The sequence below is a fragment of the Bradyrhizobium sp. SZCCHNS3002 genome (assembly GCF_032377435.1).
GTDB lineage: Bacteria > Pseudomonadota > Alphaproteobacteria > Rhizobiales > Xanthobacteraceae > Bradyrhizobium.
In genome coordinates, this window is record NZ_JAUHHY010000006.1 from 210,852 (window position 1) to 235,305 (window position 24,454).

Below are 24,454 nucleotides of genomic sequence, written 5' to 3' on the forward strand. Positions count from 1 at the left end.
TCTGCTGCAGAGGTCTTGCGCTCGCCAGGCGGTTACCGAAGCGACTTGATTGCAGGTTGGGGGAGAGCCCGCAAGCGTCCAGCTCAGGCGGCGCGCGTGCGCGCCTTGGTCTTGCGTGCTGCCGGCGTCTTGCGGGCCTCAGGCATCTTGCTGATCTCCGTCTCCGACGGCGCGCCGCGAGCGCCCGGCCCCGGGTGGGTATGAACCTCCTTGGCCGACAGGGGCTCACCGCATTCGGAGCAAACCATCACAGGATCGAAGTCCTTTCCGCATTTGCGGTGCTGGTGCAGCAAGGGGCGGCCGCGCTCGTCGACCATATGAACGTCGCCCCAATGCACGATTGCCATCATGATGGGGTAGAGATCGAGGCCCTTCTGGGTCAGGATGTATTCGTGGCGCTTCGGCGAGTCCTGGTACGGAATGCGACGCAGGATACCTTGTCGGACCAGCTTTTTCAGGCGCTCGGCGAGCAACGCGCGCGTAATCCCAAGTGCCGACTGAAATCCCTCGAAACGGCGCGTCCGCAGGAAGCACTCGCGCAGGATCAGAAGGGTCCAGCGATCGCCGATCACGCCGATGGTTCGCGCCATTGAGCACGGCTCGTCCTCAAGTTCTTTCCATTTCATTCACGCACTCCAAATCCGCTCGCCTAGTGTGCCGTCAAGTGTCGAATTCGAATCGTCCGATTAGCCGGCACCGCAGCGCTGCATTCTAGATAGGTATCAATTTTCAAACAATCCCCCTGCAAATTGGCTAATCCCGCCTGATATCGTCGAAATTGACAGTTCAATTTCAGAACTTTAGTGTCGAGCTGGCCAAGGCTGGCGGCGGGGTGGCCCGAGTCCGCCATGCGATCCCCCGGAGAATCCGCGATGACCCTGAAGGTTGAATTTCAGTTCGATTTCGGCAGCCCCAACGCTTATCTGGCGGAGGTGGCCATTCCGGGCATCGAGCAGCGTACCGGTGTGAAATTTACCTACGTGCCTGTTCTGCTCGGCGGCATCTATAAGGCAACCGGCAATATGTCGCCGTTCGACTCGCTTCGAGGAATCAAGAACAAGCCGGAATATCAGGCGCTCGAGACCCGGCGGTTCATTCGCCGTCACAACATTACGAAATTTCAGCCGAACCCGTTCTTTCCGGTCAATACCCTGATGCTGATGCGCGGGGCGGTCGCCGCCGAGTTCGAAGGTGTGTTCGAACCCTACTTCCGCGCCGCTTATCATCACATGTGGGAAGAGCCGAAAAAGATGGACGATCCCGAGATTTTCCGTAGCGCATTTGCGGCGTCGGGCATTGATGTCGGTCGGCTGATGGTGCGGGCGCAACAGGATGACGTCAAGAAGAGGCTGATTGATTCAACCAACGATGCCGTCAATCGGGGGGCATTCGGTTCTCCGACATTCTTCGTCGGGCAGGAAATGTTCTTCGGCAAGGACCAGCTCCGTGATGTCGAGGACTCGATCATGGAGCAGATCGGGCAGGCTGCTTCCAAAAAGTCCTGACGAAGACAGGCGGCCTATGACAGAGACTCCTGCCATCGGACCAGAAGCGGCAGCGGATTTCGGAAGAATGGTGCTGCCCGCGGTCGTGCGGGCGGGTTTTCTGACCGATCCTAAGATCCAGGGTCCAATGTGATGAGTTCGAATTTTAAATGTAAGGCCATGACCGTCTGACTCATCGATGCACGCGGTATTCAACCGCATCGCTGTTGCGCGAGAGGCGACTTTTCGATTGACGAGTTCTAAAAAAGAACTATTAATCGATGCCGGGATGTACCGCATAATCCGATGGTGCATCCAAGGTTGGCGGCGGCCATTCAAGTTGGGTGGCCATCGCCATAAGTCCGAGAACCGCCAGCGAATTCCGGATTGCCCGGCTGTCTCAGCGACCGGCGGGGTGGCTGCATAAGATCTAACGGGAGGGGAGATCAGTCTTGCAAAAGAGAAACGCAACAGTTGCGGTGATCGGTGCCGGCGACTACATCGGCGGCGAGATCGCGAAGAAGTTTGCCTCTGAGGGCTTCACGGTCTTTGCGGGACGTCGGAACGGTGCCAAGCTGGAGCCGCTCGTCAAGGAGATCGAGGCGGCCGGAGGCGAGATTCAAGCCCGATCGCTCGATGCCCGAAAGGAGGACGAAATCACGTCCTTCCTCGGCGAGGCCGACAAGCGCGCCCCGCTCGAAGTCTGCATCTTCAACATCGGCGCCAACGTCAACTTTCCGATCCTGGATACGACCGAGCGCGTCTTCCGCAAGGTGTGGGAGATGGCCTGCTGTTCCGGGTTTCTCGCCGGACGCGAAGCTGCGCGCCTGATGCTTCCACGCGGCAAGGGCAACATCTTCTTCACCGGTGCGACGGCGAGCCTCCGCGGCGGTGTGGGCTATGCCGCCTTTGCCAGTGCCAAGTTCGGTCTGCGGGCCGTTGCTCAGGCGACGGCGCGGGAATTGGGGCCGAAGAACATTCACGTCGCGCATCTCATCATCGATTCCGGCGTCGACACGGAGTGGGTGCGCCAGCGGCGCCTTGAAGCTCTTGGCCCGAATGCGCTGGACAATCCTGATCTCCTGATGCCGCCATCGTCGGTCGCGGAGTCCTACTGGCAGCTCTACCAGCAGCCGCGCAGCGCCTGGACCTTCGAGCTCGAGATCCGCCCCTTTGGCGAGAAGTGGTAGCGGGACGGGCGCCATGGAGCTCAATCTTTCGCGCGAGGAAGCCGCGTTTCGGGATGAGGTGCGCACTTTCATTGCGGAGAACTATCCGCAGGAGATGCGCGTTCTCAATCCCGAGACCGATCTGACGAAGGAGCAGTCGCTGCTATGGCATCGGAGTCTCCACAAGAAGGGCTGGATCGCGCCGCTTTGGCCTCAGGAGCATGGCGGTCCGGGCTGGTCGATTACCCAGCGGTTCATCTTCGAGCAGGAGACCTCCCGCGCCGGGACACTGCCGCCGCTCGCCTTCAGCGTCACCATGGTGGGGCCTGTGATCTACACGTTCGGCAACGAGGCGCAGAAGAAGCGATTTCTGCCTCGGATTCTGTCCGGTGAGGATTGGTGGTGCCAGGGCTATTCGGAGCCAGGCTCTGGCTCGGATCTTGCGACAGTCAGGACGAAGGCCGTTCGTGACGGCGATCATTACATCGTCAACGGTCACAAAACGTGGACGACGCTGGCTCAGCATGCCGATTGGATCTTTTGTCTCGTCCGCACCGATCCGAAGGCGAAGCCGCAGTCCGGTATCTCCTTTCTCTTGATTGACATGAAATCGCCCGGCGTCACCGTGCGTCCGATCATCACGATCGATGGCAGTCACGAGGTCAACGACGTCTTCCTTGAGGACGTCCGCGTGCCGGTCGAGAACCTCGTCGGTGAGGAAAACAGGGGCTGGACCTACGCCAAGTTCCTGCTCGGTAACGAGCGCACCAGCATGGCCGGAATCGGCCGTTCGACGCGCTATATCCATAAGCTGAAGCAGATCGTGAAGGCTGAGATCCCGGCGGACGATCCGGCACATCTCGAATTCCTGCGGGACATCGCGCGCATCGAGCTCGACGTGTTGGCGCTGGAGGCGACCGAGCTGCGCATCGTGGCTCAGATGGCGCGCGGTATCGATCCCGGGCCGGCGGCCTCGCTGTTCAAGATCCGCGGCACCGAGATCTTCCAGGCCATCACCGAGCTCACCCATCGCGCGATCGGCAATTACGGCCTGGCCATTCGGGAGCATCCTGTCAGCGCCAATCGCTTCATGCCAGGATCCGATCACGGGCACACCGCGTCGGAGAAATACCTGAACTCGCGCAAGCTCAGCATCTACGGCGGGTCCAACGAGATCCAGCGCAATATCATCGCCAAGGCCGTGCTCGGCCTGTAGCGCGGCGGATGGGGAGGATTGGATGGACATTCAGTTCACGGAGGAGCAGGAACTGCTCCGATCCAGCGTGCAGCGGCTGCTGCGCGATCAGTATGACTTCGAGGCACGAAGCAAGATCCTCGCGAGCGAGGACGGCTTCAGCCGCAAGCGATGGGCTGCCTTTGCGGAGCTCGGTCTTCTCGCCGCCCCGTTTTCCGAGAGGGTCGGCGGTCTCGGTGGCGGTGCGTTGTCGACCATGATCATCGCGCACGAGTTCGGCCGTCACCTTGTGGTCGAGCCCTTCATCGAAACAGTCGTGCTGGCGGGAGGGCTGATCGAACACAATGGAACACCGGAACTCCAGCAGGAGTTCATCCCTGGCATCATCGACGGCAGCAAGCTCTGGGCGTTGGCCTGGACCGAGACGGCATCACGTTTCGAGCTGGCGAAGGTCACGACGACGGCACGACACGAGGGAGGCGACTACCTTCTGACCGGCACGAAGACCATGGTGATCGCCGGGCCGTGGGCGGACCATCTGATCGTTTCGGCGCGAACCTCCGGCAACGACGGCGACCGTTACGGCGTGAGCCTATTCGTGGTGGACCGTCACGCTAGCGGCATCGATCTCCAGAGCTTCAAGACGATAGATGGTCGCCGGGCGGCCGAGATCACCCTCCGCGACGTCGCCGGCCGATTGCTTGGACGGGAAGGCGAAGGCGTTGCCGCGCTCGAAGCCTGTCGCGACCGCGCCATCGGCGCGCTCTGCGCGGAAGCCGTCGGCGCCGTTGGCGAGCTGAACTCGGCGACGCTGGAATATTTGAAGACTCGCAAGCAGTTCGGCACCACGATCGGCTCCTTTCAGGTGCTCCAGCATCGGATGGTCGACATGTTCATCGGGCATCAGGAGGCTCTCTCCCTGATGCAGCATCTCAATCTCAGCCTCGACTCCGGCGACTCCGGCCTGTCACGACTCGCCTCTGGCGCCAAGTCGAAGATCGGCTATGTGGGCCGCTTTGTCGCAGACCAGGCGGTGCAGCTTCATGGCGGCATGGGAATGACGGACGAGCTCAATGTCGGTCACTATTTCAAGCGCATCTCGTCGATCAACATCCAGTTCGGCGATCCGGCCTTCCACGTGTTGCGCTACGCGCAGCTCGATGCGGCCGCGTAACGTGAAGAGGTCAGCATGACAACCGAAGCAGTGATCGTCTCCACCGCAAGGACGGCGGTCGGCAAGGCCTATCGCGGCGCGCTCAACAACACGGATGGCCCGACCTTGGCCGGGCACGTGATGGCCGAGGCGGTGAGGCGCGCGGGCATCGCCGTCGGCGAAGTGGAAGACGTGGTCATGGGCTGCGCCATGCAGCAAGGCACCATGGTGATGAACGTCGCGCGCAAGGGCGCTATCCGCGCCGGACTGCCGGTGACGGTCGCCGGCACCACCATCGATCGGCAATGCGCGTCCGGCCTTCAGGCCATCGCCGTGGCCGCGCGCTCGGTCATGCTCGACGGGGTCGAAGTCGCGATCGGCGGCGGCATCGAGTCCATCAGCCTGGTGCAGAACGAGCATATGAACAGGTTTCATGCCGTCGATGACGAGCTGATGGCAATGAAGCCGGACATGTATATGTCCATGCTCGACACCGCCGAAGTGGTCGCAGAACGCTACAAGATCGGACGTGACAAGCAGGACGAATACAGTCTCGAGTGTCAGCGGCGCGTCGGCGCCGCTCTTCAGGCGGGACGGTTCGACGACGAGATCGTGCCGTTCACGACCAAAATGGCGGTCGTCGACAAGGAGACCAAGGAGCTCACTTATCAGCAGGTGACGCTCACGAAGGACGAGGGCCCCCGTCCGGAAACAACGGCTGAGGGTCTCGCCAAGATCAGGCCTGTATTCGAGGGCAAGACCATCACTGCCGGCAATGCCAGTCAGCTTTCCGATGGTGCGTCTGCCTGCGTGATCATGAGTGACAAGATTGCTGCAAGGAAGGGGCTGAAGCCGCTCGGCGTCTTCCGTGGCTTCGTTGCCGTTGGCGTCGAGCCCGACGAAATGGGCGTTGGCCCTGTAGCCGCGATCCCGCGCCTGCTCAAGCGGCATGGCCTCAAGATCGACGACATCGACCTGTGGGAGCTGAACGAAGCCTACGCCGTGCAGGTCATCTACTGCCGCGATAGGCTCGGCATCGACCCCGAGAAGCTCAATGTCAACGGCGGCTCGATCGCGATCGGACATCCCTACGGCATGACCGGAGCACGACTGACCGGCCACATCCTGGTCGAAGGGCGGCGACGCAAGGCCAAATACGGCGTGGTGACCATGTGCATCGGTGGCGGCATGGGCGCGGCCGGTCTGTTTGAAATCGTCCATTGAACCGGAATCGCGGGAGATCATCGTGAAGACAGCGATCACTGAACTGTTCGGCATCGAGCATCCGATCATCCAGGGCGGCATGCACTATGTCGGCTTCGCCGAACTCGCGGCCGCGGTGTCGAATGCCGGCGGGCTCGGCGTCATCACCGGCCTCACGCAGCGGACGCCGGAGCTCCTTGCCAAGGAGATCGCGCGTTGCCGCGACATGACCGACAAGCCGTTCGGCGTGAACCTCACGTTCCTTCCGACCTTTAGCGCGCCGCCTTATCCGGAATATATCGCCGCCATCAGGGAGGGAGGCGTCCGGATCGTCGAGACGGCCGGGCGTAGCCCGGAACAGTACATGCCGGCCCTCAAGGCTGGTGGCATCAAGGTCATCCACAAATGCACCTCGGTCCGGCATTCGTTGAAAGCCGAGCAGATCGGCTGTGATGCTGTGAGCGTGGACGGATTTGAGTGCGGCGGTCATCCGGGAGAGGACGATATGCCGAACATGATCCTGTTGCCGCGCGCGGCCGAGGAGCTAAAGATCCCGTTCGTCGCCTCCGGTGGCATGGCCGACGCCCGCAGCCTGGTTGCCGCGCTTGCCATGGGCGCGGCGGGCATCAACATGGGCACGCGCTTCATTGCCACCAAGGAGGCGCCGGTCCACCAGAACGTCAAGAACGCGCTCGTCGCGGCCTCGGAGCTCGACACCCGGTTGGTGATGCGGGCGCTCCGGAACACCGAGCGGGTCCTGAACAACAAGGGCGTCGAACACCTGCTCGAGATCGAGCGCGAGAAGGGCAACAGCCTGAAGATCGAGGACATCCATGATCAGGTGGCGGGCGTCTATCCGAAAGTGATGGTCGATGGCGATATGGACGCGGGCGCATGGAGCTGCGGCATGGTTGTCGGGCTCATCCGCGATATTCCCAGCGTGAAGGAGTTGATCGACCGCATCATGACGGATGCCGAGCGGATCATCAGGGGCAGGCTCACAGGGTTTCTCGACGCAGACCGCGACGCTGCCGTCAAGGTTGCGTGAGGTGTGTCCGGCGATCTGCGCTCGACCGTGGTTTCGCCCTACGCGTCTGGCGGGACCTCCCGGTCGATGATATGATGATCATCAGTCCTATTCTGGATCATCGATGCCATGCGCTATTTGAAGGATCGTAAGCAGCAGACCCGTAGACGCATTGTCGAAAATGCGTCTTACGGTCTTCGCCGCAGCGGTATCGACGGCATGAGCGTGGCTGGCCTGATGAAGCTCGCAGATCTGACGCATGGCGGTTTCTACTGCTACTTCAAGTCGCGTGACGCGCTGGTGCTTGAAGCGCTCGTGTTAGCCATGGATCGAACGGCCGCCGATTGGCGGGATCGCACGAAGGGCTTGCCTGCCGAAAAAGGGTTTGAGGTGATCGTGGAGTCTTATCTTGGTGCCAATCATCGCGACGATCCGGCGCGCGGTTGTGCGCTTCCGGCTCTGGCCACGGATATCGGGCGCTCTGGCGTGAGGGCGCGACGGGCCCTCACAGGCGGGCTTCAGAAGATGATCGACGTCCTCACCCAGTTAATCCCGGCGCGGTCGTCGTCAGATGCAAGGCTGGATGCAGCAGGCGCGATCGCGACCATGGTTGGCTCGATCGTGCTTGCGCGTGCGGTCGCCGACAAGCATCTGTCGGACGCCTTTCTGGACGCCGGTCGTCGAACTTTGCAGCGGTAGGGCAGGAGCAACGGCATCGGCAGTGTCGTCGCGGTCCGCAGAAGCGGCCTTCGCCAGCGAATTCACGTCATCGCCAGCGTCGAAAAATGACGCTCGCGTTCACGCCGCCGAAGCCGAAGCCGTTGGAGATCGCATGCTCGATGGGCATGTGCCTCGCCTCACGGCCGACGATATCGACGCCCTCGGCTGCGGCGTCGGCATGCTCGAGATTGAGCGTCGGAGGGGCCACCTGGTCCCGCAACGCAAGAATGGTAAAGATCGCCTCGGCCCCGCCGGCCGCGCCGAGAAGGTGACCCGTGGCCGACTTGGTCGCGCTCACGGCGATCTTTCCATCGCGGCCGAACACAGTCTTGATCGCTTCGAGCTCGGAAATGTCGCCAACCGGCGTCGAGGTCGAATGTGCGTTGAGATGCTGGACATCGCCCGCACTGAGGCCGGCCTGTCGCAATGCGCCCTGCATGGCACGCCGCGCCCCATCGCCGTCTTCAGGGCCCGACGTGATGTGGTAGGCGTCGGCCGTCGTACCGTATCCGACGATTTCGGCCAGCGGTTTCGCTCCGCGCCGGAGCGCATGCTCCAGTTCCTCGATGACGAGAATGCCGGCGCCTTCGCCCATGACGAAGCCGTCGCGACCGCGATCAAACGGACGAGATGACCGGGCCGGCGTTTCGTTGAAACCGGTTGAAAGCGCCCGAGCTGCGGCAAAGCCGCCAAGACTCACGAGATCGATACACGCCTCCGCGCCGCCGCAGACTGCAATGTCGGCGTCTCCGCTTCGAATGAGTCGCGCTGCATCGCCGATCGCCTGCACGCTCGCGGCACATGCTGTCACCGGCGTGCCGATCGGGCCCTTCAAGCCGTAGCGTATGGAGACATGGCCGGCCGCGAGGTTTGCCAGGAAGGATGGCACGGTGAAAGGTGAGAGCCGCCTCACGCCGCGCTGATCCGACGTGCGAACCGCCTCGACGATGGCCGGAAAGCCTCCGATGCCGGAGGCAATCACGGTTGCCGTGCGTTCCTTGGAATGCGCGTCGGAAGGCACCCACGCCGCCTGGGCCATGGCCTCGGATGCGGCGGCGAGCGCGAACAGGATGAATCGATCCATCCTGCGCTGATCCTTCGGGGCGACGACGGAATCGGGATCGAAGCCCCCATCCGGATCGTCGGCTTGCGTCGGGACGATCCCACCGACCCGTGCCGGAAGCACGCGAGCCCATTCCGGCAGCGCGACGAGTCCCGAGCGACCGGCGAGCAGTCGCGACCACGCGAGTTCGCTGCCGCATCCGAGCGGGGAGATGAGACCCAGTCCTGTAACGACGATGCGGCACATGATTGTTGACCTGGCAGCCGTCGGGACTAGCGAGCCGAGGTCGAATATCTCGTGGCCGGTCGGCCTGACGACGTCAGCGCACGGATCAACGTCGCACGTGCGTCCTCAAAAGCTGTCCACAACGTCATGTCTTCCAAAGCGGGAAGGCAGACGAGCTCCCCCTGATCCAGGGCCGCAAGAGCGCTGTCGACCAGCTCGGGTGCGGACATGAAGAGCTCATCGGGAAACGGCGCCTCGGTGAGGCCGGATGCTTCAAAGAACTCCGTTCGAACCGGGCCGGGGAGCACGGCTTGCACCGTAACACCGGTCTTTGCGAGCTCCATCTGCAGCGAGCGGCTGAAATTCAGGACATATCCCTTGGTGCCCGAGTAGCCTGCCCCAGAGGGCGTCGGCATCAGCGCGATGATCGAGGCGATGTTGACGACCGTTCCGGAATTGCGCCGCAGGAAGCCCGGCAGCACTGCGTGTGTCAGTCGTGTCAATGCCAGGACGTTGATCTTGACGAGGTTCTCCAACGCGGACGCAGGCACCTTCGACGTCGGTCCAAGCGCGCCGAGCCCGGCATTGTTGATCAGGACCTCGATGTCATCCCGTTCGGTCAGCAGCGTCTCCAGGCGCAGCAGGTCTGCCGCATTGCCGAGATCTGCGCTCACGACTTCTACCGTTCGCGCTGTCTTGTTCCGAATCCGACCTGCAATCTCTTCGAGCCGGTCGCGCCTGCGGGCGACCAGAATGAGATGAAAGCCACGCTCAGCCAGTCGCTCGGCATAGGCGAAACCTATTCCCGACGAGGCACCGGTGACGACTGCGAAACGATCGCGATTGCTCATCCTGATATGACTCCGAAATCAGCTGCTAGACCGGATCTTCAATGGGATACGGCACCGGTCTGTTCTCCTCGACCCATCGCTTTTCATGCTCGGAATGCGGCGGGGGCGGGGGCATGCCCTGAATCTGCCAGAGATCAAACGGGGTCTCGTCGATGTGGATTTCCCATTCTCGGCCGCGGTCCTTGATGTAGGGCGCCAGTGCCGCCTCCGCGCGAGCCATCCACTTTGCCTTCACCTTCTTATCGGGCGGGAACGACCGAGCGATATGGTCGACCCAGACGCGAATGAAGTTATGCGCCTCCTCGCCGCCGATATAAAATGACTCGGGGGCGACCTCCTGAAACACGACGATGACGTAGAATTTCGGAAGTCCGCGATACAGCTCCGTGATCCGTTGCGACAGCGCGCGCTTGTCCTCGGCGCTGAAGGCGCCGATCGGATGATAGATCTTCCACAGCGGCATTGGTCCTCCTCATCGGCTTTTTGATTGCTCTATTATGATGATCATCATCATTATTGATGATCTTCATCATCGCTTCCGGATGTTGTCAATGCCTTATGATGACATGTATCCTCAAAAAGGATGCAGAAGCTGGGAGTCACCCTTGCGAATCACTGAGAGCCAAGCCGAAAAGAACCGTCAGAAGGTTGTCGTGCGCGCGTCGAAGCTGTTTCGAGAGACCGGTTTCGACGGCATTTCGGTCAGCGACCTGATGAAATCCGCCGGTTTCACGCACGGCGGGTTCTACAATCACTTCGAATCGAAGAGCGCATTGGCGAGCGAGGCTCTCGATCATGCATTTCGCCAGATGGACGGCGTGCGGCAGCAGATGCACGGTCTTGACGAGTTCGTGACCTCTTATCTCTCGGAAGAGGCAAGGAAGGCACCCGGCTCCAGTTGCCCGGCCGCTGCGCTCGCGGGCGATGTTGCCCGACAGCCGGATGGCATCAAAGCTGTCTTTGCCGAGGGCGTAGAGCGGATGATCCTGTCGATCATGGAGCAGCTGCCTGAAACTCCGGCCGCGCGCGCCAAAGCGATAGATCTGGTTTGTCGTATGGTCGGAGCGCTGGCTTTGGCGAGAGCGATGCCTTCCCCTAGCAGTCTTGGTCGCGAGTTGCTCGCAACGGCGACCGAGCGCTGCAGAAAGGATGTGACACCGTCCGTCCGCTCCCATCAGAGAGCACGCAATTCGAAAGTCTAGCCTGCACGCTCATGGCATGCGTGCAGAAGCCCTCACATTCTCAGGAAGCGTAGAATGTGATTCAGAACGGCATCGGTCTGCTCGAGATGCAGAAAATGTCCAACGCCCGGCATGATAACGCGTTCGAGCCCGTTCGTGAACATGGCGTCCATCCCTTCGCTCAAATGTGCGGATATGCAGCCGTCGTCCGCTCCGTGCAAGTAGAGCGATGGGATGGAGATTGAACGGCTGGCGAGAGTCTCGAGAGCTTGCATCGCAGGATCGGATGGCGGGGTGAACAATTGCCGATAATAGGCCAGAGCTTGAGCGAGTACACCTGGCTGGCGGAAGGTCTCGTTGAGTGCAGAACGATCGGAACTCGCTAATTCGTATCCCGGCGACCATTCCCGCCAGAGGCGGTGGAGAAAGGCAAAATCATTGAGTTCAATGGCCGTCTCTGCCAGGCGCGTCTGAAAGAAGAACATGTACCAGCTTCGTCGCTGTTGATCGCCGTCAGCGAAGAACGCAGTCGCCAACCCCTTTCCGTAAGGTACCGCCAGTCCGACCAGCTTTGCGATGCGAGACCCATCGAGGCTCGCAGCGGCGTAGGCTGCCCGTGCTCCCAGATCGTGCCCGACGAGCACGGCTTGCTGTGCTCCCAGCGACTCGATGAGCGCCAGTACATCCTGACCAGTCGCCGCGGCGCGGTACGAGCCGTCGGGAGCGGCACCGCCGACCCAGTACCCCCTAAGCGCGGGTGCGACCGCCCAGTAGCCCGCTCGCGCGAGACGGACGAGAAGGGGACACCAGCTCCGTGCGTGATCAGGAAAGCCGTGCAGGCAGAGCACGAGCGGACCGTTTCCAGCTTCCAGAATCGGAAAGTCAAGCCCGTTGGCTTGAATCCTCCGGCTACGAATCTGGCTTGCGGCCAGCGGGCTCTCTGTTATGTGCGCTGAGCCGACGGTGACGGCTCGGTCGGCCGGCGGCGGAGGCGTAACTATTGCCATTCAAGTTGCCTTATGAGCTGACGAACGCCGGCTGAAAGCTCTGTACTGGGCGAGGCAGGTCCTGTGCGCTCCTGCCTCGCCCGTGCTCCAGCTACGCAGCGGCTCGCAGCAGTCCAACGATATCGGCTGCGTCTTTGAAGGGGCGCGGATTGGCCTGAACGAAGCGATGATTGATGGCGATCCTGCTGATCTGGTCGAACTTGTCTTCGCCGATGCCGACCTCGGCAAGTCTGCTTGGGAGTCCAAGCCGGCCGATGAAATTCGCAAAAGCATCCGCGGCTTCGCTGCCCGGAGCGCCCAAGGCGGCCGCCAAGCGTGTCTGTGCCTCTTCGGTGAACGGCTTGTTGTAGCGCAACAGGCTCGGCATGATGACAGGTGTGCAATAGTAATGGGGAACGCCGAAGGTCCCGCCAAGGACATGGCCGATACCGTGGCTTGCGCCCATGGGAATGCGCGCCTGCAGGCCGAAGGCTGCGAGCCATGAGCCATACTGCGACAGCCGACGCGGTTCGAGAGCGTCTGGCTCTTCCAAGGTTCGAAGCATTCCCTCACGCAGCGAGCGGATACCGGCCAGGACGACCTCGTCGGCCAAGGGCGTTCCGGCCGGCGAGCACAAGGCCTCGATCCCGTGATCCATGGAACGTGTTCCCGATCCCATCCAGAGCTTCATCGGGGTATGAAGCGTGAGGGCGGGGTCGAGAATGATTGATACGGGCATCATCAGCGGATGAAAGAAGATCTGCTTCAGCTTCTGGCGCTCGTCGGTGACGAGCGCTCCGGCATTGTATTCGCCGCCATTCAATGTCGATGGGACCGCGATCTGCCGCACTGTCGGCGCGCGGAAGGGAGATGAGCTCACGCCTGGACCCATCGGGAAGGGATCGAAGCCAGCCTCATCGCGGATGTCGTGCTCCATCGCCATGATCACGATCTTGGCGAGGTCGATCGCGGAGCCGCCGCCGACCGCCACGACGAGATCGGCTCGAGCCTCCTTCGCCTGCAGGGCGACCTCCGCAGCCTGCTTCCGCGTCGTATGCTGTGAGATTCCGTCGAAAGTCGCGGCGTGCCTGTCGCCTAAAGTATGCCGGATCTTTTCGATCTCGTCGGTCTGCGAGTTCAAGGTTCGACTGACGATCAGGAAGACGCGCTTCGCATCTAGCCTGATCGCTTCGTCGCCGATGGCCTCAGACGCAGCTTTGCCGTAAATGACACGGTCGATCGCTGGAAAGTTGTGTATCCCAGACTTGCGCATGTCTCGTTCTCCCATTTGAGCGTCGGTTCATGCCGATGCACTTCATTATATGTCGTTCATAATTCCATCTGCTTGAGCGACTTCGGAGCACCTGTCGGCCGAGGCAGAATGAGAGCAGATCTATCGCGGCAGATTGCTGCCGCGATCGACGAAGTTCAGTGATGCAGTCGGCGAATACGGTCCTGGACCGACCCAGTCGTCTCCGGTTCAGGCATGGTTCCTAGCCCTTCGATCGCGCGCTCGAGCCTTGAGACGCGATCTTCGAGCCGGATCAGGTAGTCACCGTGCGGGTCGTCCATGTTGAGGGCCGCGGCCCAGTCGTTCATTCTCTGCCAAAAGCGCTTGAACATCGCAGAGCACTCCTGCGGACGCCGTTACGTTTGCTCGGCTGCCAGTATCGCGCGAGCCAGCCCGGATGGGTTTTCCACGGCCGAGAAATGGCCGGTTTTTTCGAGCGTCACCATCTGCGAGGCAGATGTCAGCGCACGCGTGCGTTCGCGTTCGTCCGGCCGGGACCAATCGCTGTCACCGTAGATCAGGGTCACGGGGCATGAGATGTGCCGATAGTGATCGCGAGCCTTGCTCCAGGATCGCCAGCCCGCGAGCACCTTGCGGGCCGTCCGCTTGTACCCGGAGCGCTTGGCGACGTCATCGAATTCGGCGAGAAGATCGTCGGGCAGCTTGCGGGGATCGTGATATCCACCGCCCATGATCTTGCCCAGGACGATCTTGTTCTCCATCGATGCGTTGAACGCGCCGAGAACCGGGATCTGCAAGCTTCCGATGATGAAGTTCGCAAACCAATTGCCGCGTCGAATGCCGTCGCCGTAGCGGGTCTCGTAATCATAGGTGTTGATCGCAACGACCCGCTTTACCCGGTGCGGAAGCGACGCCGCCACCGTGAGGGCCAGCGTTCCGCCGATCGATTCGCCCACGAGGGTCAGGTCAGAGAGGTCCAGCTCCTCGATGAGGCCGATCACGGCTCGCCTGAAGTAGGGTTCGTCAAAGCTCGCGCTCTGATCGATCGGGGAGTGGCCGTGGCCCGGGAGATCGATTGCGTAGACTGTGTGCGATCGGGCGAGAAAAGGCACGAGATCGCCGAAATATTCCAGCTGTGTTCGGATCGTATGGAGGAGGAGCAGTGGAGGCCCGCTGCCGGTTCTTCGGAAGCGCATGCTGAGCTTGTCGGATATCTTGAGCAGGCTTGCTTTGGGTTCGGTCATGCTGAGCATCGATCTCTCCGTGGTTCGAGCGGACACGTTTTCAAGCGGCGGTAGCGTCGCGCACCTGCTGCGCCGCCGCTTCCAAAAGGTCCTGAGCGAGGTTGGGGTTGTTCACGATCCGCGCGAGCGTCACAGCGCCGACCATCGTCGCGAGAATGGCCATGGCATTGTTGCGGGAAGCGTTGCCGCCCGTCCCAGCGAGGAACTGACAAAGTCTCTCGATATGGGCTTCGATCCCGGCTTCGAACTGCGCCTTCACGGCGGGGCCCTGTCGGGCGGCATCTGAACCGAGTGCCACGATCGGGCAACCGTCCATCTTCTCGTCCCGGTGTTCTCTGCTGAGATAAAAGGACAGCACTGCGGCTAGCGGATCATCGGGATTTCGCTCCGCTGCATTTGCCCATCGGTCAGATGCGTGCTCCAGCGCGCGCTTGGATGCTTCGACAGCCAAGTCGTCCTTCGAGTCGAACTGCTTGTAGAAGGCGCCTTGGGTCAGCCCGGCGCCCTTCATGAGATCTTTGAGCCCGATGCCATCGAAGCCGCGCTCTCGGAAGAGACGACTTGCCGTGTTGATCACGGTCTGGCGGTTCTCGGCTGCCTGAGTGCGACTCACTCGCATTACTGGTCTCCAGTTGGATTTCGATTGACATCTATATTTGAATTGGCGTTCGAGTGCAATCTAATTATTGCTCAGCGGAATGCCGGCCGGCGAAGCTGCGGGCGTTTGGAGGAGATTAGCGCTTTCTTGATCACGTTCCTGTTAGAGCCGCAGTATAGATTGTGATTGAAATCTAAATGGCATATAGATGTCGTCCGAAATCTAAACTCGCATGGGAGACCGTCGTGATGAGAGGTATTGCAGTGCTGGCCGGCATTTTAGTCCCTGCAGGGGTGGCGACTTTCGTGGCGCTCGCAATTCCCGCGCATGAAGCCTCAGCGATCAGCGATCCAAGGCAGGAGCCGCCGATGGTTCGCTTAGTGACGGCTGCACGTGTCAGTGGCTCCGAACGTGGCTTCACCGGAACCGTGGGCGCGAGGGTCGAGAGCAATCTGGGTTTTCGCGTCGCCGGGAAGATCGTCGAGCGGCTCGTGAATGTCGGCGAGCAGGTGAGGTCTGGGCAGCCTCTCATGCGGATCGACGAAACTGACCTCCGTCTGGCGGTTGCAGCGAAGCGCAACGCCGTCGCCGCGGCGCGCGCCGTCGTCGTTCAGACGGACGCAGATGAGCGGCGCTACGCCAATCTGGTGAACGACGGATGGACGTCGAAGCAGCGCTATGAGCAGGCGAAGGCTGCATCGGACACCGCCAAAGCGCAGCTTGCCGCGGCAGAGGCGGATGCTGGGGTCGCCGAAAACCAGGCGACGTATTCCGTCCTTGTTGCGGATGCGGACGGAACGGTCACCCAAACGCTTGCCGAGCCTGGACAGGTGGTCTCGGCTGGCCAAGCCGTCGTTCGGCTCGCTCAGTCTGGTCCGCGCGAGGCTGTGGTGACTCTGCCTGAAACAATCCGGCCGACGATCGGTTCGCTTGCCGACGCAAGTCTGTATGGCAGCGACGGGCGCCGCTACACCGCACATCTTCGACAGTTATCGGATTCCGCCGATCCCCAGACGCGCACCTACGAAGCACGCTATGTGCTCGATGGCGAGGCCGCAGGGGCTCCGCTTGGCGCGACAGTCACCATTCGGCTCGCGAGCCAGGCGGGCCAGCCGGAAGTGCAGGTGCCGCTCGGAGCCGTGCTCGATGACGGCAAATCGACGGGCGTTTGGGTCTTCGACAGTGCGACCTCTACGGTCCGCTTGCAGCCCGTCAAGCTCGTGCGTGTGACCAGCGAAGCAGCCATTGTCTCTGGATCGAACCCCGGCGACCAGATTGTGTCCCTCGGCGCTCACCTTCTTCACGAGGGCGCACGCGTCAAGATCGCGTTGGGGAGCAACCGATGAGCTTCAATCTCTCGGCGATCGCTGTTCGCGAGCGTGCCGTCACGCTGTTCTTCATCCTCCTGCTAGCGGCTGCGGGCGTCTACGCCTTTCTGATGCTGGGACGGGCGGAGGATCCTTCATTCACCATCAAGAACCTCACGGTCACGGCGGCGTGGCCGGGTGCGACCGCGCGCGAGATGCAGGATCTCGTCGCCGAACCGCTCGAGAAGCGGCTTCAGGAGCTGAACTGGTACGACCGGGTTGATACGACGACCCGCCCCGGCTATGCGTATATGACGCTGTCGCTCAAGGACAGCACGCCTCCATCAGCCGTTCAGGGCGAATTTTATCAGGCTCGCAAGAAGCTCGGGGACGAAGCCCGCAACCTGCCGCCCGGCGTACTCGGACCTTTCGTCAACGACGAATATGCAGACGTGAGTTTCGCGCTCTATGCCCTCAAGGCCAAGGGCATGCCGATGCGCGAACTGGCACGGCAAGCCGAGGTCATTCGCCAGGATCTCTTGCGTGTCGCGGGCGTCAAGAAGATCAACATTCTTGGTGAGCGCCCCGAACAAATCTTCGTCGAGTTCTCCTACGCCAAGCTCGCGACGCTCGGCGTGTCGGCGCGAGATATCGTTTCTGCCCTGCAGCGGCAGAACACGGTGACGCCCGCGGGCTCGATCGATACCAAGGGGCCGCAGGTCTTCATCCGGATCGACGGCGCCTATGACAGCGTCCAGGCGATCGCCAATACGCCGATCGTTGCCGCAGGGCGGACCTTGAAATTGTCGGACGTTGCCGAGATCCGTCGCGGCTATGAAGACCCACCGACATTCATCATCCGGCATGAGGGCGAGCCGACCATCATCCTCGCTGCTGTCATGCAGGAGGGCTGGGATGGTCTCGCGCTTGGGCGCGCGCTGAAGGATCGGTCCGCGGCGATCGCCCAGACCCTCCCGCTCGGGATGACGCTCGACAAGGTCACCGACCAGGCCGTCAACATCAGCTCGGCAGTCGACGAGTTCATGATGAAGTTCGCGATGGCGCTCGGAGTGGTGTTGCTCGTGAGCCTCCTCAGCCTCGGTTGGCGCGTCGGCATTGTCGTTGCGGCAGCCGTCCCGCTGACCCTCGCCGTCGTCTTTCTCATCATGCTGGAAACTGGCCGGTTCTTCGACCGCATCACGCTGGGCGCTTTGATTCTTGCGCTTGGTCTTCTGGTGGACGACGCCATCATCGCGATCGAGGTGATGGTCGTGAAAATGGAAGAGGGCATGGACCGCATCAAGGCGGCTGCCTATGCATGGAGCCATACGGCGGCGCCGATGCTGTCTGGAACGCTCGTGACGATTGCCGGATTTCTTCCTGTCGGCTTCGCACCGTCCACCGCGGGCGAGTATGCCGGCAACATCTTCTGGGTGGTCGGCTTCGCCCTGATTGTTTCCTGGATCGTCGCGGTCGTCTTCACGCCCTATCTCGGCGTGATGATGCTGCCCGACATCAAGCCGGTCGCAGGCGGCCATCATGCGATCTACGACACGCCGAATTATCGTCGCCTGCGTCGGCTGATCTCTTTTGCGGTCCGCCACAAATTCATGACCTGCTCCATCGTGGGCGTTTCCTTCTTGCTTGCGGGGGCGGGAATGGGGGCTGTCAAGCAGCAGTTCTTTCCGACATCCGACCGCCCCGAGGTATTGGTGGAGGTACGCCTGCCGGAAGGCACCAGCATCGAAACGACCACCGGAGCCGTCCAGAAGCTCGAATCCTGGCTGCGAGAGCAGTCGGAGGCTCACATCGTCACGAGCTATATCGGCCAGGGCGCTCCGAGATTCTTTCTGGCGCTGTCCCCCGAACTGCCTGATCCAGCGTTTGCAAAGATCGTCGTTCTGACCAAGAACGCCGAGACCCGCGAGATCCTGAAAAAGCGGCTTCGGGATGCGGTCGCCCATGGGCTCGTCCCGGAGGCTTATGTGCGCGTCACGCAGTTCGTCTTCGGCCCCCCCTCCGTCTTCCCGGTGGAATTCCGGATCATGGGCCCCGATCCTGCGCAGCTCTACGCCATTTCAGACAAGGCCCTAGACATCATGCGTGGCGTCTCGGACGCGCGCGAGGTCAACCGCGACTGGGGAAACCGCACACCCGTGCTTCGTTTCGTCCCGGACCAGGATCGTCTGAACCTCATTGGCCTTTCGCCGACCGAGGTGGGCCAGCAGCTCCAGTTCCTGCTCACCGGCATTGCGGTCACGCAGGTCCGCGAGGACATCCGCAATGTGCCGATCATGGCACGCAGTGCTGGCGGCGAACGCCTCGATCCTGCACGTCTGGCGGATTTCTCGCTCACGAGCCGTGACGGACGCTCCATTCCGCTCGACCAGATCGGTCATGCGGAAGTCCGCCTTGAGGAGCCGATCCTGAAACGTCGCGATCGCACGCCGGTCATCACCGTCCGCTCGGACCTCAACGAGGCAACGCAGCCGCCAGAGGTGTCCAAGCAGGTCGTGAAGGCCCTCGAGCCCCTGATCGCGTCGCTTCCGGCCGGTTACCGGATCGAAATGGGCGGATCGATCGAGGAGGCCACCAAGGCAAACGACGCCTTGGCCAAGATCTTCCCGGCCATGATAGCGGCCACGCTCATTATCATCATGCTGCAGGTGCGGTCCTTCTCGATGATGGCCATGGTCATGCTGACCGCGCCCCTGGGCCTCGTCGGCGTCGTACCGGCATTGCTCGCCTTCAACCAGCCATTCGGCTTCAACGCGATCCTCGGTCTGATCGGACTGGCGGGCATCCTGATGCGCAACACGCTGATCTTGACAGAGCAGATCAAGGAGAACCTTGCCGCCGGCCTGGACGACTATCACGCTGTCATCGAGGCCACAGTGCAACGCACGAGGCCGGTGATTTTGACTGCTTTGGCTGCCGTGCTGGCTTTCATTCCTCTTACACATTCCGTGTTCTGGGGATCGATGGCCTATACGCTGATCGGCGGCACCGCCGTCGGAACAGTCATGATCCTGCTGTTCCTTCCGGCGCTCTATGCCGCGTGGTTTCGGATCAAGCCGACGGCAGATAATCAGCATGAGGAACCGAACGATAAGCCGGAACTGCGCCCCGCGCTAGCAGCCGAGTAGGCAGCTGTTGCTCCAATGGATCGTTCGATCCGAACAGGGAAAGAATCCGACGACGTACGTGCGCGGATTCTGGCAACGGCAGAGGGCCTCTTTCGCCGCGTCGGTCACCACCGAACCTCAGTGGCGGACATCGCCGCTGAGCTCGGCATGAGCCCGGCGAACATCTACCGCTTCTTCCCGTCCCGGGTTGCGATCGAGGAATCCATCTGCGGACATCTGCTGAACGAAATCATCGAAGTTGCCTCTTCAATCGCTCGCACGGACATGCGGGCGGCGGAGAAGCTCGCACAACTGCTGACCACAGTTCACCATCACACCACAACGATGCTGATCGAGGCAAAGCCGATGCACGATCTCATCGTCATTGCCATTCAGGAGAATTGGCCGGTCGTTCAGACGCACGTCCGGCAAATTCTGGTGATCTTGGAGGCGATCATACGCGAAGGTGTTGAAGCAGGCGAATTCGATGTCCAAGACGCGACGCAAGCTGCGCAACAAGTCAGGTTTGCGTTTATGTTCTTCTTCTATCCAGCTGTTGTAGAACTCCATGCCGGGCGAGAGACGGACATCCAAGCGAGCATGATAGCCCAGATTTCGTTTATTTTGAAAGCGTTGGGCGACGCAGGCGAAGTGATGCGCGGCGGCTACGGACAGGTGTGATTGACAAGGGCCCGCGGCGGAACATCGCTGCGGGCCCTTCTAGTTGGGCGTGGGGATCGTCCATGTTTCTAGCCGAGCATGCAACTGGAGCTGAAGACCCCACAGGACTGTGCTCAAACGCGAGGAAGGTACGATGCTTCACGAAGCGGAGCGACGGACTTGAAATCCTTAGCGCCTTTGCCGAGGCGACGATCGCTGGGGGCTTCCGCCGCTGTTCGAGCTTGCTCGTACCGATACGATGGCTGCGAGCTCTATGGCCAGATGGCAGGATGAAGAACCTCGCGTCGCGGGCGATGTGACCAGCCACAACTCCATTGCGCCCGCTGCCCCAATCGCAAGCTTAGCGTCGTGCGGAGCGCCTCTGCTTGATCGTCCAGCAGGTGCGTTTTGGCGACCTGGGGTCAACGAGACCGTGACGATCGCCGACATTTGCGTGTGCCCGGATTGTGCCCCGGCAAAATGGGGCACATCGTTAGGGAAATGGTCGGCTAGTTATTGAAATTCTTGACTTAATGGTGGGCGCACAAGGGATCGAACCTTGGACCTCTCCCGTGTGAAGGGAAGCGGGAATCCATGGCAGCCAAGCGGCCCAAGGGTGCGGAGGTGGGTGCCGGCCGCCACCTCATGTGGCGGCAGGCGAGTGTCGCTACCCGTGATTGGGCCTCCCTGATCTTTTGTCGGAGAGTTTACGTTGAAGGCGCGTGCATGTGTGACCTCGGTAAAAACTGCGGCGGCTTGCGGCGCACGGTTAGCGCGCGAGATCGGCAAAGCCGCCCTCCGGTAAGACAACAGCGCCCCATTGTGGTTGGTTTAGCCGACTGCCTTGAGCTAAATCCAATTTGGAAATGCCAGCTAAGCTATTGATAATCTTGGTAGCCAATACGGCCATTTTTTCCAAACGCGCATTGGGATCATTGAATAATCAGCCTGATTTTGATTCCGCCATTCGGAGGTTCGATCCCTCCCGCCCCAGCCAGATTTCTGCTGCCCGGTCAGTATCTTACATTTTCACGATTTTGTTGTTCTGAAACTCGCCAGAGACCGCATTCTGAAACTCCGTTTGCGTTGTGTTCGCCAAGACGTGAGCTCGTCGTTTGCGTGTGGCCGCAAGGATGCGCGGAGCTGTGCGCTCGGCATAGCCGGCGTAACTTTCCTTTGTGCAGTGTGCCGACAGGGCGCGCCCCTGTCCCTCCGTAAGTTCGGCTTCCTCAAGCTCGGTCATCCCGCCGTGTCGGCAGGCGTCGAGACTGTCAGCAAACCCTACTCGTTCTCCGGCATGCAGAAGCTCGTTCAACGGATGCGGAAGGAAATTTGGTCTGCCCGTCACGTTCACACCCGACGGCGAATTCGGCCGGGTATAGTCGGTGAACTACGCGCCATGCCTTGCGGCATAGACCGACGAGTTTTTCGCCGCGCCGAAAGAGGACACTTTCGCCCGCGCTATTCGCGGCGCGCGGGGTGATACTCTTGATCGGCAGCGATCCGATGCGCTCACCTTTTTTGTTTCGCAGATCGCAGACGGCTTGCATGCTGTGCTCATAGCTTGGCCACGACCGCTTCGAGACCTTCTCAAGATACGCCTTCGTCTGCTTATATTCGCGGAAAAGCCAGTCAAGCGACCCGACGCGCGCTATAGAAGCTTTCGCGTAGATCACACCCAATCTCGCTCGAAGAGCGCCATTTTCCGCTCGCCGTGACAATTGGTGATTGTAAGATCGTCACCGGAGAACCGGACACTCATTGATCTGTGTCAAGAAACGAAGCCTATCGAGAGGACAAGGTTGTGGCCTCTACCGAGGAGCCGCTTTATCGATGGCACAGGTAAGAAGTGACACCCACGACATCCGGATCCCGCCGATTGGTCTTGCAGGAGTGTTGCATGTCCCGGGAGATGCCTATGCAATTGTCGCCTTCGTACATGGGAGTGGTTCAAGTCGGTTGAGTCCGCGAAACCGGGCGGTCGCAGACGCATTGAACACCCGGGGTATGGCGACGCTTCTATTCGATCTTCTCACCGACGATGAAGAGGATGATCGGGCCAACGTCTTCGATATCTCGCTGCTAGCGGACCGGCTCGCTGGCGTTGTCAGCTGGCTGGATGCACAGCCGTCTCTCGCAAGACTTCCCCTGGGCCTGTTTGGGGCCAGCACTGGAGCTGCGGCTGCACTCGTTGCGGCCGCGAAATTTCCCCGCCGCGTGAGGGCTGTCGTATCGCGGGGCGGCCGTCCGGACCTTGCTGGTGACTTCCTTGATGAAGTTCGGGCCCCCACCCTCCTTGTTGTGGGAGGAGCGGATGTCGGCGTGATCGAACTCAACGAGGAGGCGTTGGCACGGCTGCAGGGTTTGAAGGCCTTGGAAATCATTCCGGGTGCCAGCCACCTGTTTCCCGAGCCGGGAGCGCTGGAGGCGGTTATTGAGCATGCTGCTCGCTGGTTCGAACATTATCTCGGGGCTGGCTCGGAGAAGTCGGCGCCCGGTATCGGGACCGAAAACGAGCGCAAGGGATCGTAGCGCCGTTCGAGAGCCGATTGGAGACGAGATGGATCGTTTTCGTCTCCGGCCACATGCGACCTGCCTCAGCCGAACGTGAACAGCCAGTCCGTGACGGCACGACGATCACGACGCTGGGCGCAAGCCTGACAAGCTTCTGCGATTCGCTGCCAAGTAACAACGATGCAGGCACGCGACGTGTCATGACCAGCCCTGCGCAGAAAGGCAGTTTGAAGCAATGCTGGATATCGCCGATCCGCTCCAGCCTCGCAACCTCCGTGGCTGGATTGACGTTTCTCTCAAGCCGCCTGCCTGGTCGTCAGACCTTTGATTTACCTCATGGCACCCGTCTGTCCATGGGGCTGGATATGACAAGCATCTCCGAGCGGAGTCATGTCGGATGAATCCTATGGACAGCGGAACCATCACAGTCCAGCAAGGAGGCGCGTCTGTCCGCCCCGAAGCGAAGGGCCGTCACTATCAGAGGATCATTGAGCAAGCGGAAGGCCTGCAGCCCCTCCGCACGGCCGTCGTCCATCCAGTTGATGCCCTGTCTCTCAGCGGTGCCATCGAAGCAGCGCGAGCGGGCTTGATTCTGCCCGTGATGGTCGGGCCCGAGGCGAAGATACGGGCGGCGGCCGAGCAGGCCAAGCTCGATTTGACCCCTTACGAACTCGTTCCGGCTGAGCACAGCCATGCGGCCGCTGTACAGGCGGCCGCCCTCGCCCGCGACCGCAGGGTGGAAGCGCTGATGAAGGGCAGCCTGCATACAGATGAATTCATGATGCCGATCCTGGCTGAGGAGAAGCTGCGGACCGAGCGCAGGATGAGCCACATATTTGTCATCGACACCCCGCTCTATCCGCGGCCGCTTTTCGTGACCGACGCAGCCATCAACATCTATCCAAATCTCTCCGACAAAAGGGATATTGTGCAAAACGCAGTTGACCTTGCGCATGCGCTTGGCAATCCGTCGCCTCACGTCGCAATTCTCTCGGCAATCGAAACTGTTACCGAGAAGATTCGCTCCACGATCGATGCGGCGGCACTCTGCAAGATGGCGGATCGCGGTCAGATCACTGGAGCCGTCATCGACGGGCCACTCGCCTTCGATAATGCCGTTTCCAGGGAGGCGGCGACGAGCAAAGGCATCGTCTCTCCGGTTGCCGGACGGGCCGATATCTTTGTTGTGCCCGACATCGAGGCGGGTAACATGCTGGCAAAGCAACTCGAATATCTCGCCGGCGCGGACGTTGCGGGCGTTGTGATCGGTGCTCGCGTTCCCATCATTCTGACGAGCCGGGCCGACAAATCACTGGCGAGACTCGGATCTTGTGCAATCGCGTTGCTGTGGGCACGCTATCGCGTGCCGACTGCCTAGCAGAAACAGGACTTCTCGTCCTTAGTCTGGTTGCCCAGCACCAATGTCCGCTTTTCTCGCGGTTGGAGCAGCTCGAACGCTGGTAGCATGGTCTGTGAAGAATTTGCGACAGAGCCCAG

22 protein-coding genes are annotated in these 24,454 nt (G+C 61.0%); 13 read left to right on the forward strand and 9 right to left on the reverse strand.

What is annotated here, in order from left to right; translation table 11 throughout:
* Window positions 1–83: 83 nt before the first annotated feature.
* Window positions 84–626: a helix-turn-helix domain-containing protein gene (locus QW845_RS15100; protein ID WP_315802350.1), complete on the reverse strand. Its 543-nt coding sequence runs from the start codon at window positions 624–626 to the stop codon at window positions 84–86.
* Window positions 627–872: 246 nt separating this feature from the next.
* On the opposite strand from QW845_RS15100, the gene QW845_RS15105 reads away from it, so the two are divergent.
* The 7 genes from QW845_RS15105 (at window position 873) to QW845_RS15135 (ending at window position 7,930) form a co-directional block, all read left to right on the forward strand.
* Window positions 873–1,505: a 2-hydroxychromene-2-carboxylate isomerase gene (locus tag QW845_RS15105; protein ID WP_315802351.1), complete on the forward strand. Its 633-nt coding sequence runs from the start codon at window positions 873–875 to the stop codon at window positions 1,503–1,505.
* Between the two features lie 431 nt (window positions 1,506–1,936).
* Window positions 1,937–2,674 (forward strand): SDR family oxidoreductase, encoded by a 738-nt coding sequence (locus tag QW845_RS15110; RefSeq protein WP_315802352.1) that lies wholly within the window; start codon window positions 1,937–1,939, stop codon window positions 2,672–2,674.
* 13 nt (window positions 2,675–2,687) lie between these two features.
* A complete protein-coding gene (locus QW845_RS15115; protein ID WP_315802353.1) occupies window positions 2,688–3,869 on the forward strand; it encodes an acyl-CoA dehydrogenase family protein in 1,182 nt (393 codons plus the stop codon).
* Window positions 3,870–3,891: 22 nt separating this feature from the next.
* Window positions 3,892–5,022, forward strand: coding sequence for an acyl-CoA dehydrogenase family protein (locus QW845_RS15120; protein WP_315802354.1), 1,131 nt, complete (start codon window positions 3,892–3,894; stop codon window positions 5,020–5,022).
* A 15-nt stretch (window positions 5,023–5,037) separates the two neighbouring features.
* On the forward strand, window positions 5,038–6,225 hold the full coding sequence (locus QW845_RS15125) for an acetyl-CoA C-acyltransferase (RefSeq protein WP_315802355.1): 1,188 nt from the start codon (window positions 5,038–5,040) through the stop codon (window positions 6,223–6,225).
* A gap of 22 nt (window positions 6,226–6,247) precedes the next feature.
* Window positions 6,248–7,252 (forward strand): nitronate monooxygenase family protein, encoded by a 1,005-nt coding sequence (locus QW845_RS15130; protein ID WP_315802543.1) that lies wholly within the window; start codon window positions 6,248–6,250, stop codon window positions 7,250–7,252.
* Window positions 7,253–7,360: 108 nt separating this feature from the next.
* Window positions 7,361–7,930, forward strand: a complete 570-nt coding sequence (locus tag QW845_RS15135) for a TetR/AcrR family transcriptional regulator (RefSeq protein ID WP_315802356.1) — start codon at window positions 7,361–7,363, stop codon at window positions 7,928–7,930.
* 67 nt (window positions 7,931–7,997) lie between these two features.
* Here the strand turns inward: QW845_RS15135 and fabF are convergent, their stop codons facing one another.
* From fabF to QW845_RS15150, 3 genes are read right to left on the reverse strand one after another with little or no spacing between them, the layout of a single operon-like run.
* On the reverse strand, window positions 7,998–9,260 hold the full coding sequence (gene fabF, locus QW845_RS15140; protein ID WP_315802357.1) for a beta-ketoacyl-ACP synthase II: 1,263 nt from the start codon (window positions 9,258–9,260) through the stop codon (window positions 7,998–8,000).
* Between the two features lie 26 nt (window positions 9,261–9,286).
* Window positions 9,287–10,090 (reverse strand): SDR family oxidoreductase, encoded by an 804-nt coding sequence (locus tag QW845_RS15145; RefSeq protein ID WP_315802358.1) that lies wholly within the window; start codon window positions 10,088–10,090, stop codon window positions 9,287–9,289.
* Window positions 10,091–10,115: 25 nt separating this feature from the next.
* A complete protein-coding gene (locus QW845_RS15150) occupies window positions 10,116–10,553 on the reverse strand; it encodes a tautomerase family protein (protein ID WP_315802359.1) in 438 nt (145 codons plus the stop codon).
* 34 nt (window positions 10,554–10,587) lie between these two features.
* Between QW845_RS15150 and QW845_RS15155 the strand changes: the two genes are divergently transcribed.
* On the forward strand, window positions 10,588–11,292 hold the full coding sequence (locus QW845_RS15155) for a TetR/AcrR family transcriptional regulator (protein ID WP_315802360.1): 705 nt from the start codon (window positions 10,588–10,590) through the stop codon (window positions 11,290–11,292).
* A 32-nt stretch (window positions 11,293–11,324) separates the two neighbouring features.
* On the opposite strand, the gene QW845_RS15160 is transcribed toward QW845_RS15155, so the two are convergent.
* The 5 genes from QW845_RS15160 to QW845_RS15180 form a co-directional block, all read right to left on the reverse strand.
* Window positions 11,325–12,278, reverse strand: coding sequence for an alpha/beta hydrolase (locus tag QW845_RS15160; RefSeq protein ID WP_315802361.1), 954 nt, complete (start codon window positions 12,276–12,278; stop codon window positions 11,325–11,327).
* 91 nt (window positions 12,279–12,369) lie between these two features.
* Window positions 12,370–13,530 (reverse strand): iron-containing alcohol dehydrogenase, encoded by a 1,161-nt coding sequence (locus tag QW845_RS15165; protein WP_315802362.1) that lies wholly within the window; start codon window positions 13,528–13,530, stop codon window positions 12,370–12,372.
* Between the two features lie 155 nt (window positions 13,531–13,685).
* The gene (locus QW845_RS15170) at window positions 13,686–13,880 is read right to left on the reverse strand and encodes a hypothetical protein (RefSeq protein WP_315802363.1); all 195 of its coding nucleotides are present in this window, start codon (window positions 13,878–13,880) and stop codon (window positions 13,686–13,688) included.
* Window positions 13,881–13,904: 24 nt separating this feature from the next.
* On the reverse strand, window positions 13,905–14,762 hold the full coding sequence (locus QW845_RS15175) for an alpha/beta hydrolase (RefSeq protein WP_315802364.1): 858 nt from the start codon (window positions 14,760–14,762) through the stop codon (window positions 13,905–13,907).
* A gap of 31 nt (window positions 14,763–14,793) precedes the next feature.
* Complete coding sequence (locus tag QW845_RS15180) at window positions 14,794–15,372, reverse strand: TetR/AcrR family transcriptional regulator (RefSeq protein ID WP_315802365.1); 579 nt, start codon at window positions 15,370–15,372, stop codon at window positions 14,794–14,796.
* A gap of 227 nt (window positions 15,373–15,599) precedes the next feature.
* On the opposite strand from QW845_RS15180, the gene QW845_RS15185 reads away from it, so the two are divergent.
* The 5 genes from QW845_RS15185 (at window position 15,600) to QW845_RS15205 (ending at window position 24,335) form a co-directional block, all read left to right on the forward strand.
* Window positions 15,600–16,697, forward strand: coding sequence for an efflux RND transporter periplasmic adaptor subunit (locus QW845_RS15185; RefSeq protein ID WP_315802366.1), 1,098 nt, complete (start codon window positions 15,600–15,602; stop codon window positions 16,695–16,697).
* Window positions 16,694–19,804 (forward strand): efflux RND transporter permease subunit, encoded by a 3,111-nt coding sequence (locus tag QW845_RS15190; RefSeq protein WP_315802367.1) that lies wholly within the window; start codon window positions 16,694–16,696, stop codon window positions 19,802–19,804. Before QW845_RS15185 ends, QW845_RS15190 begins: the two co-directional genes overlap by 4 nt.
* A 15-nt stretch (window positions 19,805–19,819) precedes the next feature.
* On the forward strand, window positions 19,820–20,464 hold the full coding sequence (locus QW845_RS15195) for a TetR/AcrR family transcriptional regulator (RefSeq protein WP_315802368.1): 645 nt from the start codon (window positions 19,820–19,822) through the stop codon (window positions 20,462–20,464).
* 1,986 nt (window positions 20,465–22,450) lie between these two features.
* Window positions 22,451–22,975 carry a dienelactone hydrolase family protein gene (locus tag QW845_RS15200; protein WP_315802369.1) on the forward strand — a complete coding sequence of 175 codons (525 nt, stop codon included), beginning with the start codon at window positions 22,451–22,453 and terminating at the stop codon, window positions 22,973–22,975.
* Between the two features lie 388 nt (window positions 22,976–23,363).
* Entirely contained in the window at window positions 23,364–24,335 is a 972-nt protein-coding gene (locus tag QW845_RS15205; protein WP_315802370.1) for a bifunctional enoyl-CoA hydratase/phosphate acetyltransferase, read from the forward strand.
* The last annotated feature ends 119 nt before the right edge of the window (window positions 24,336–24,454 follow it).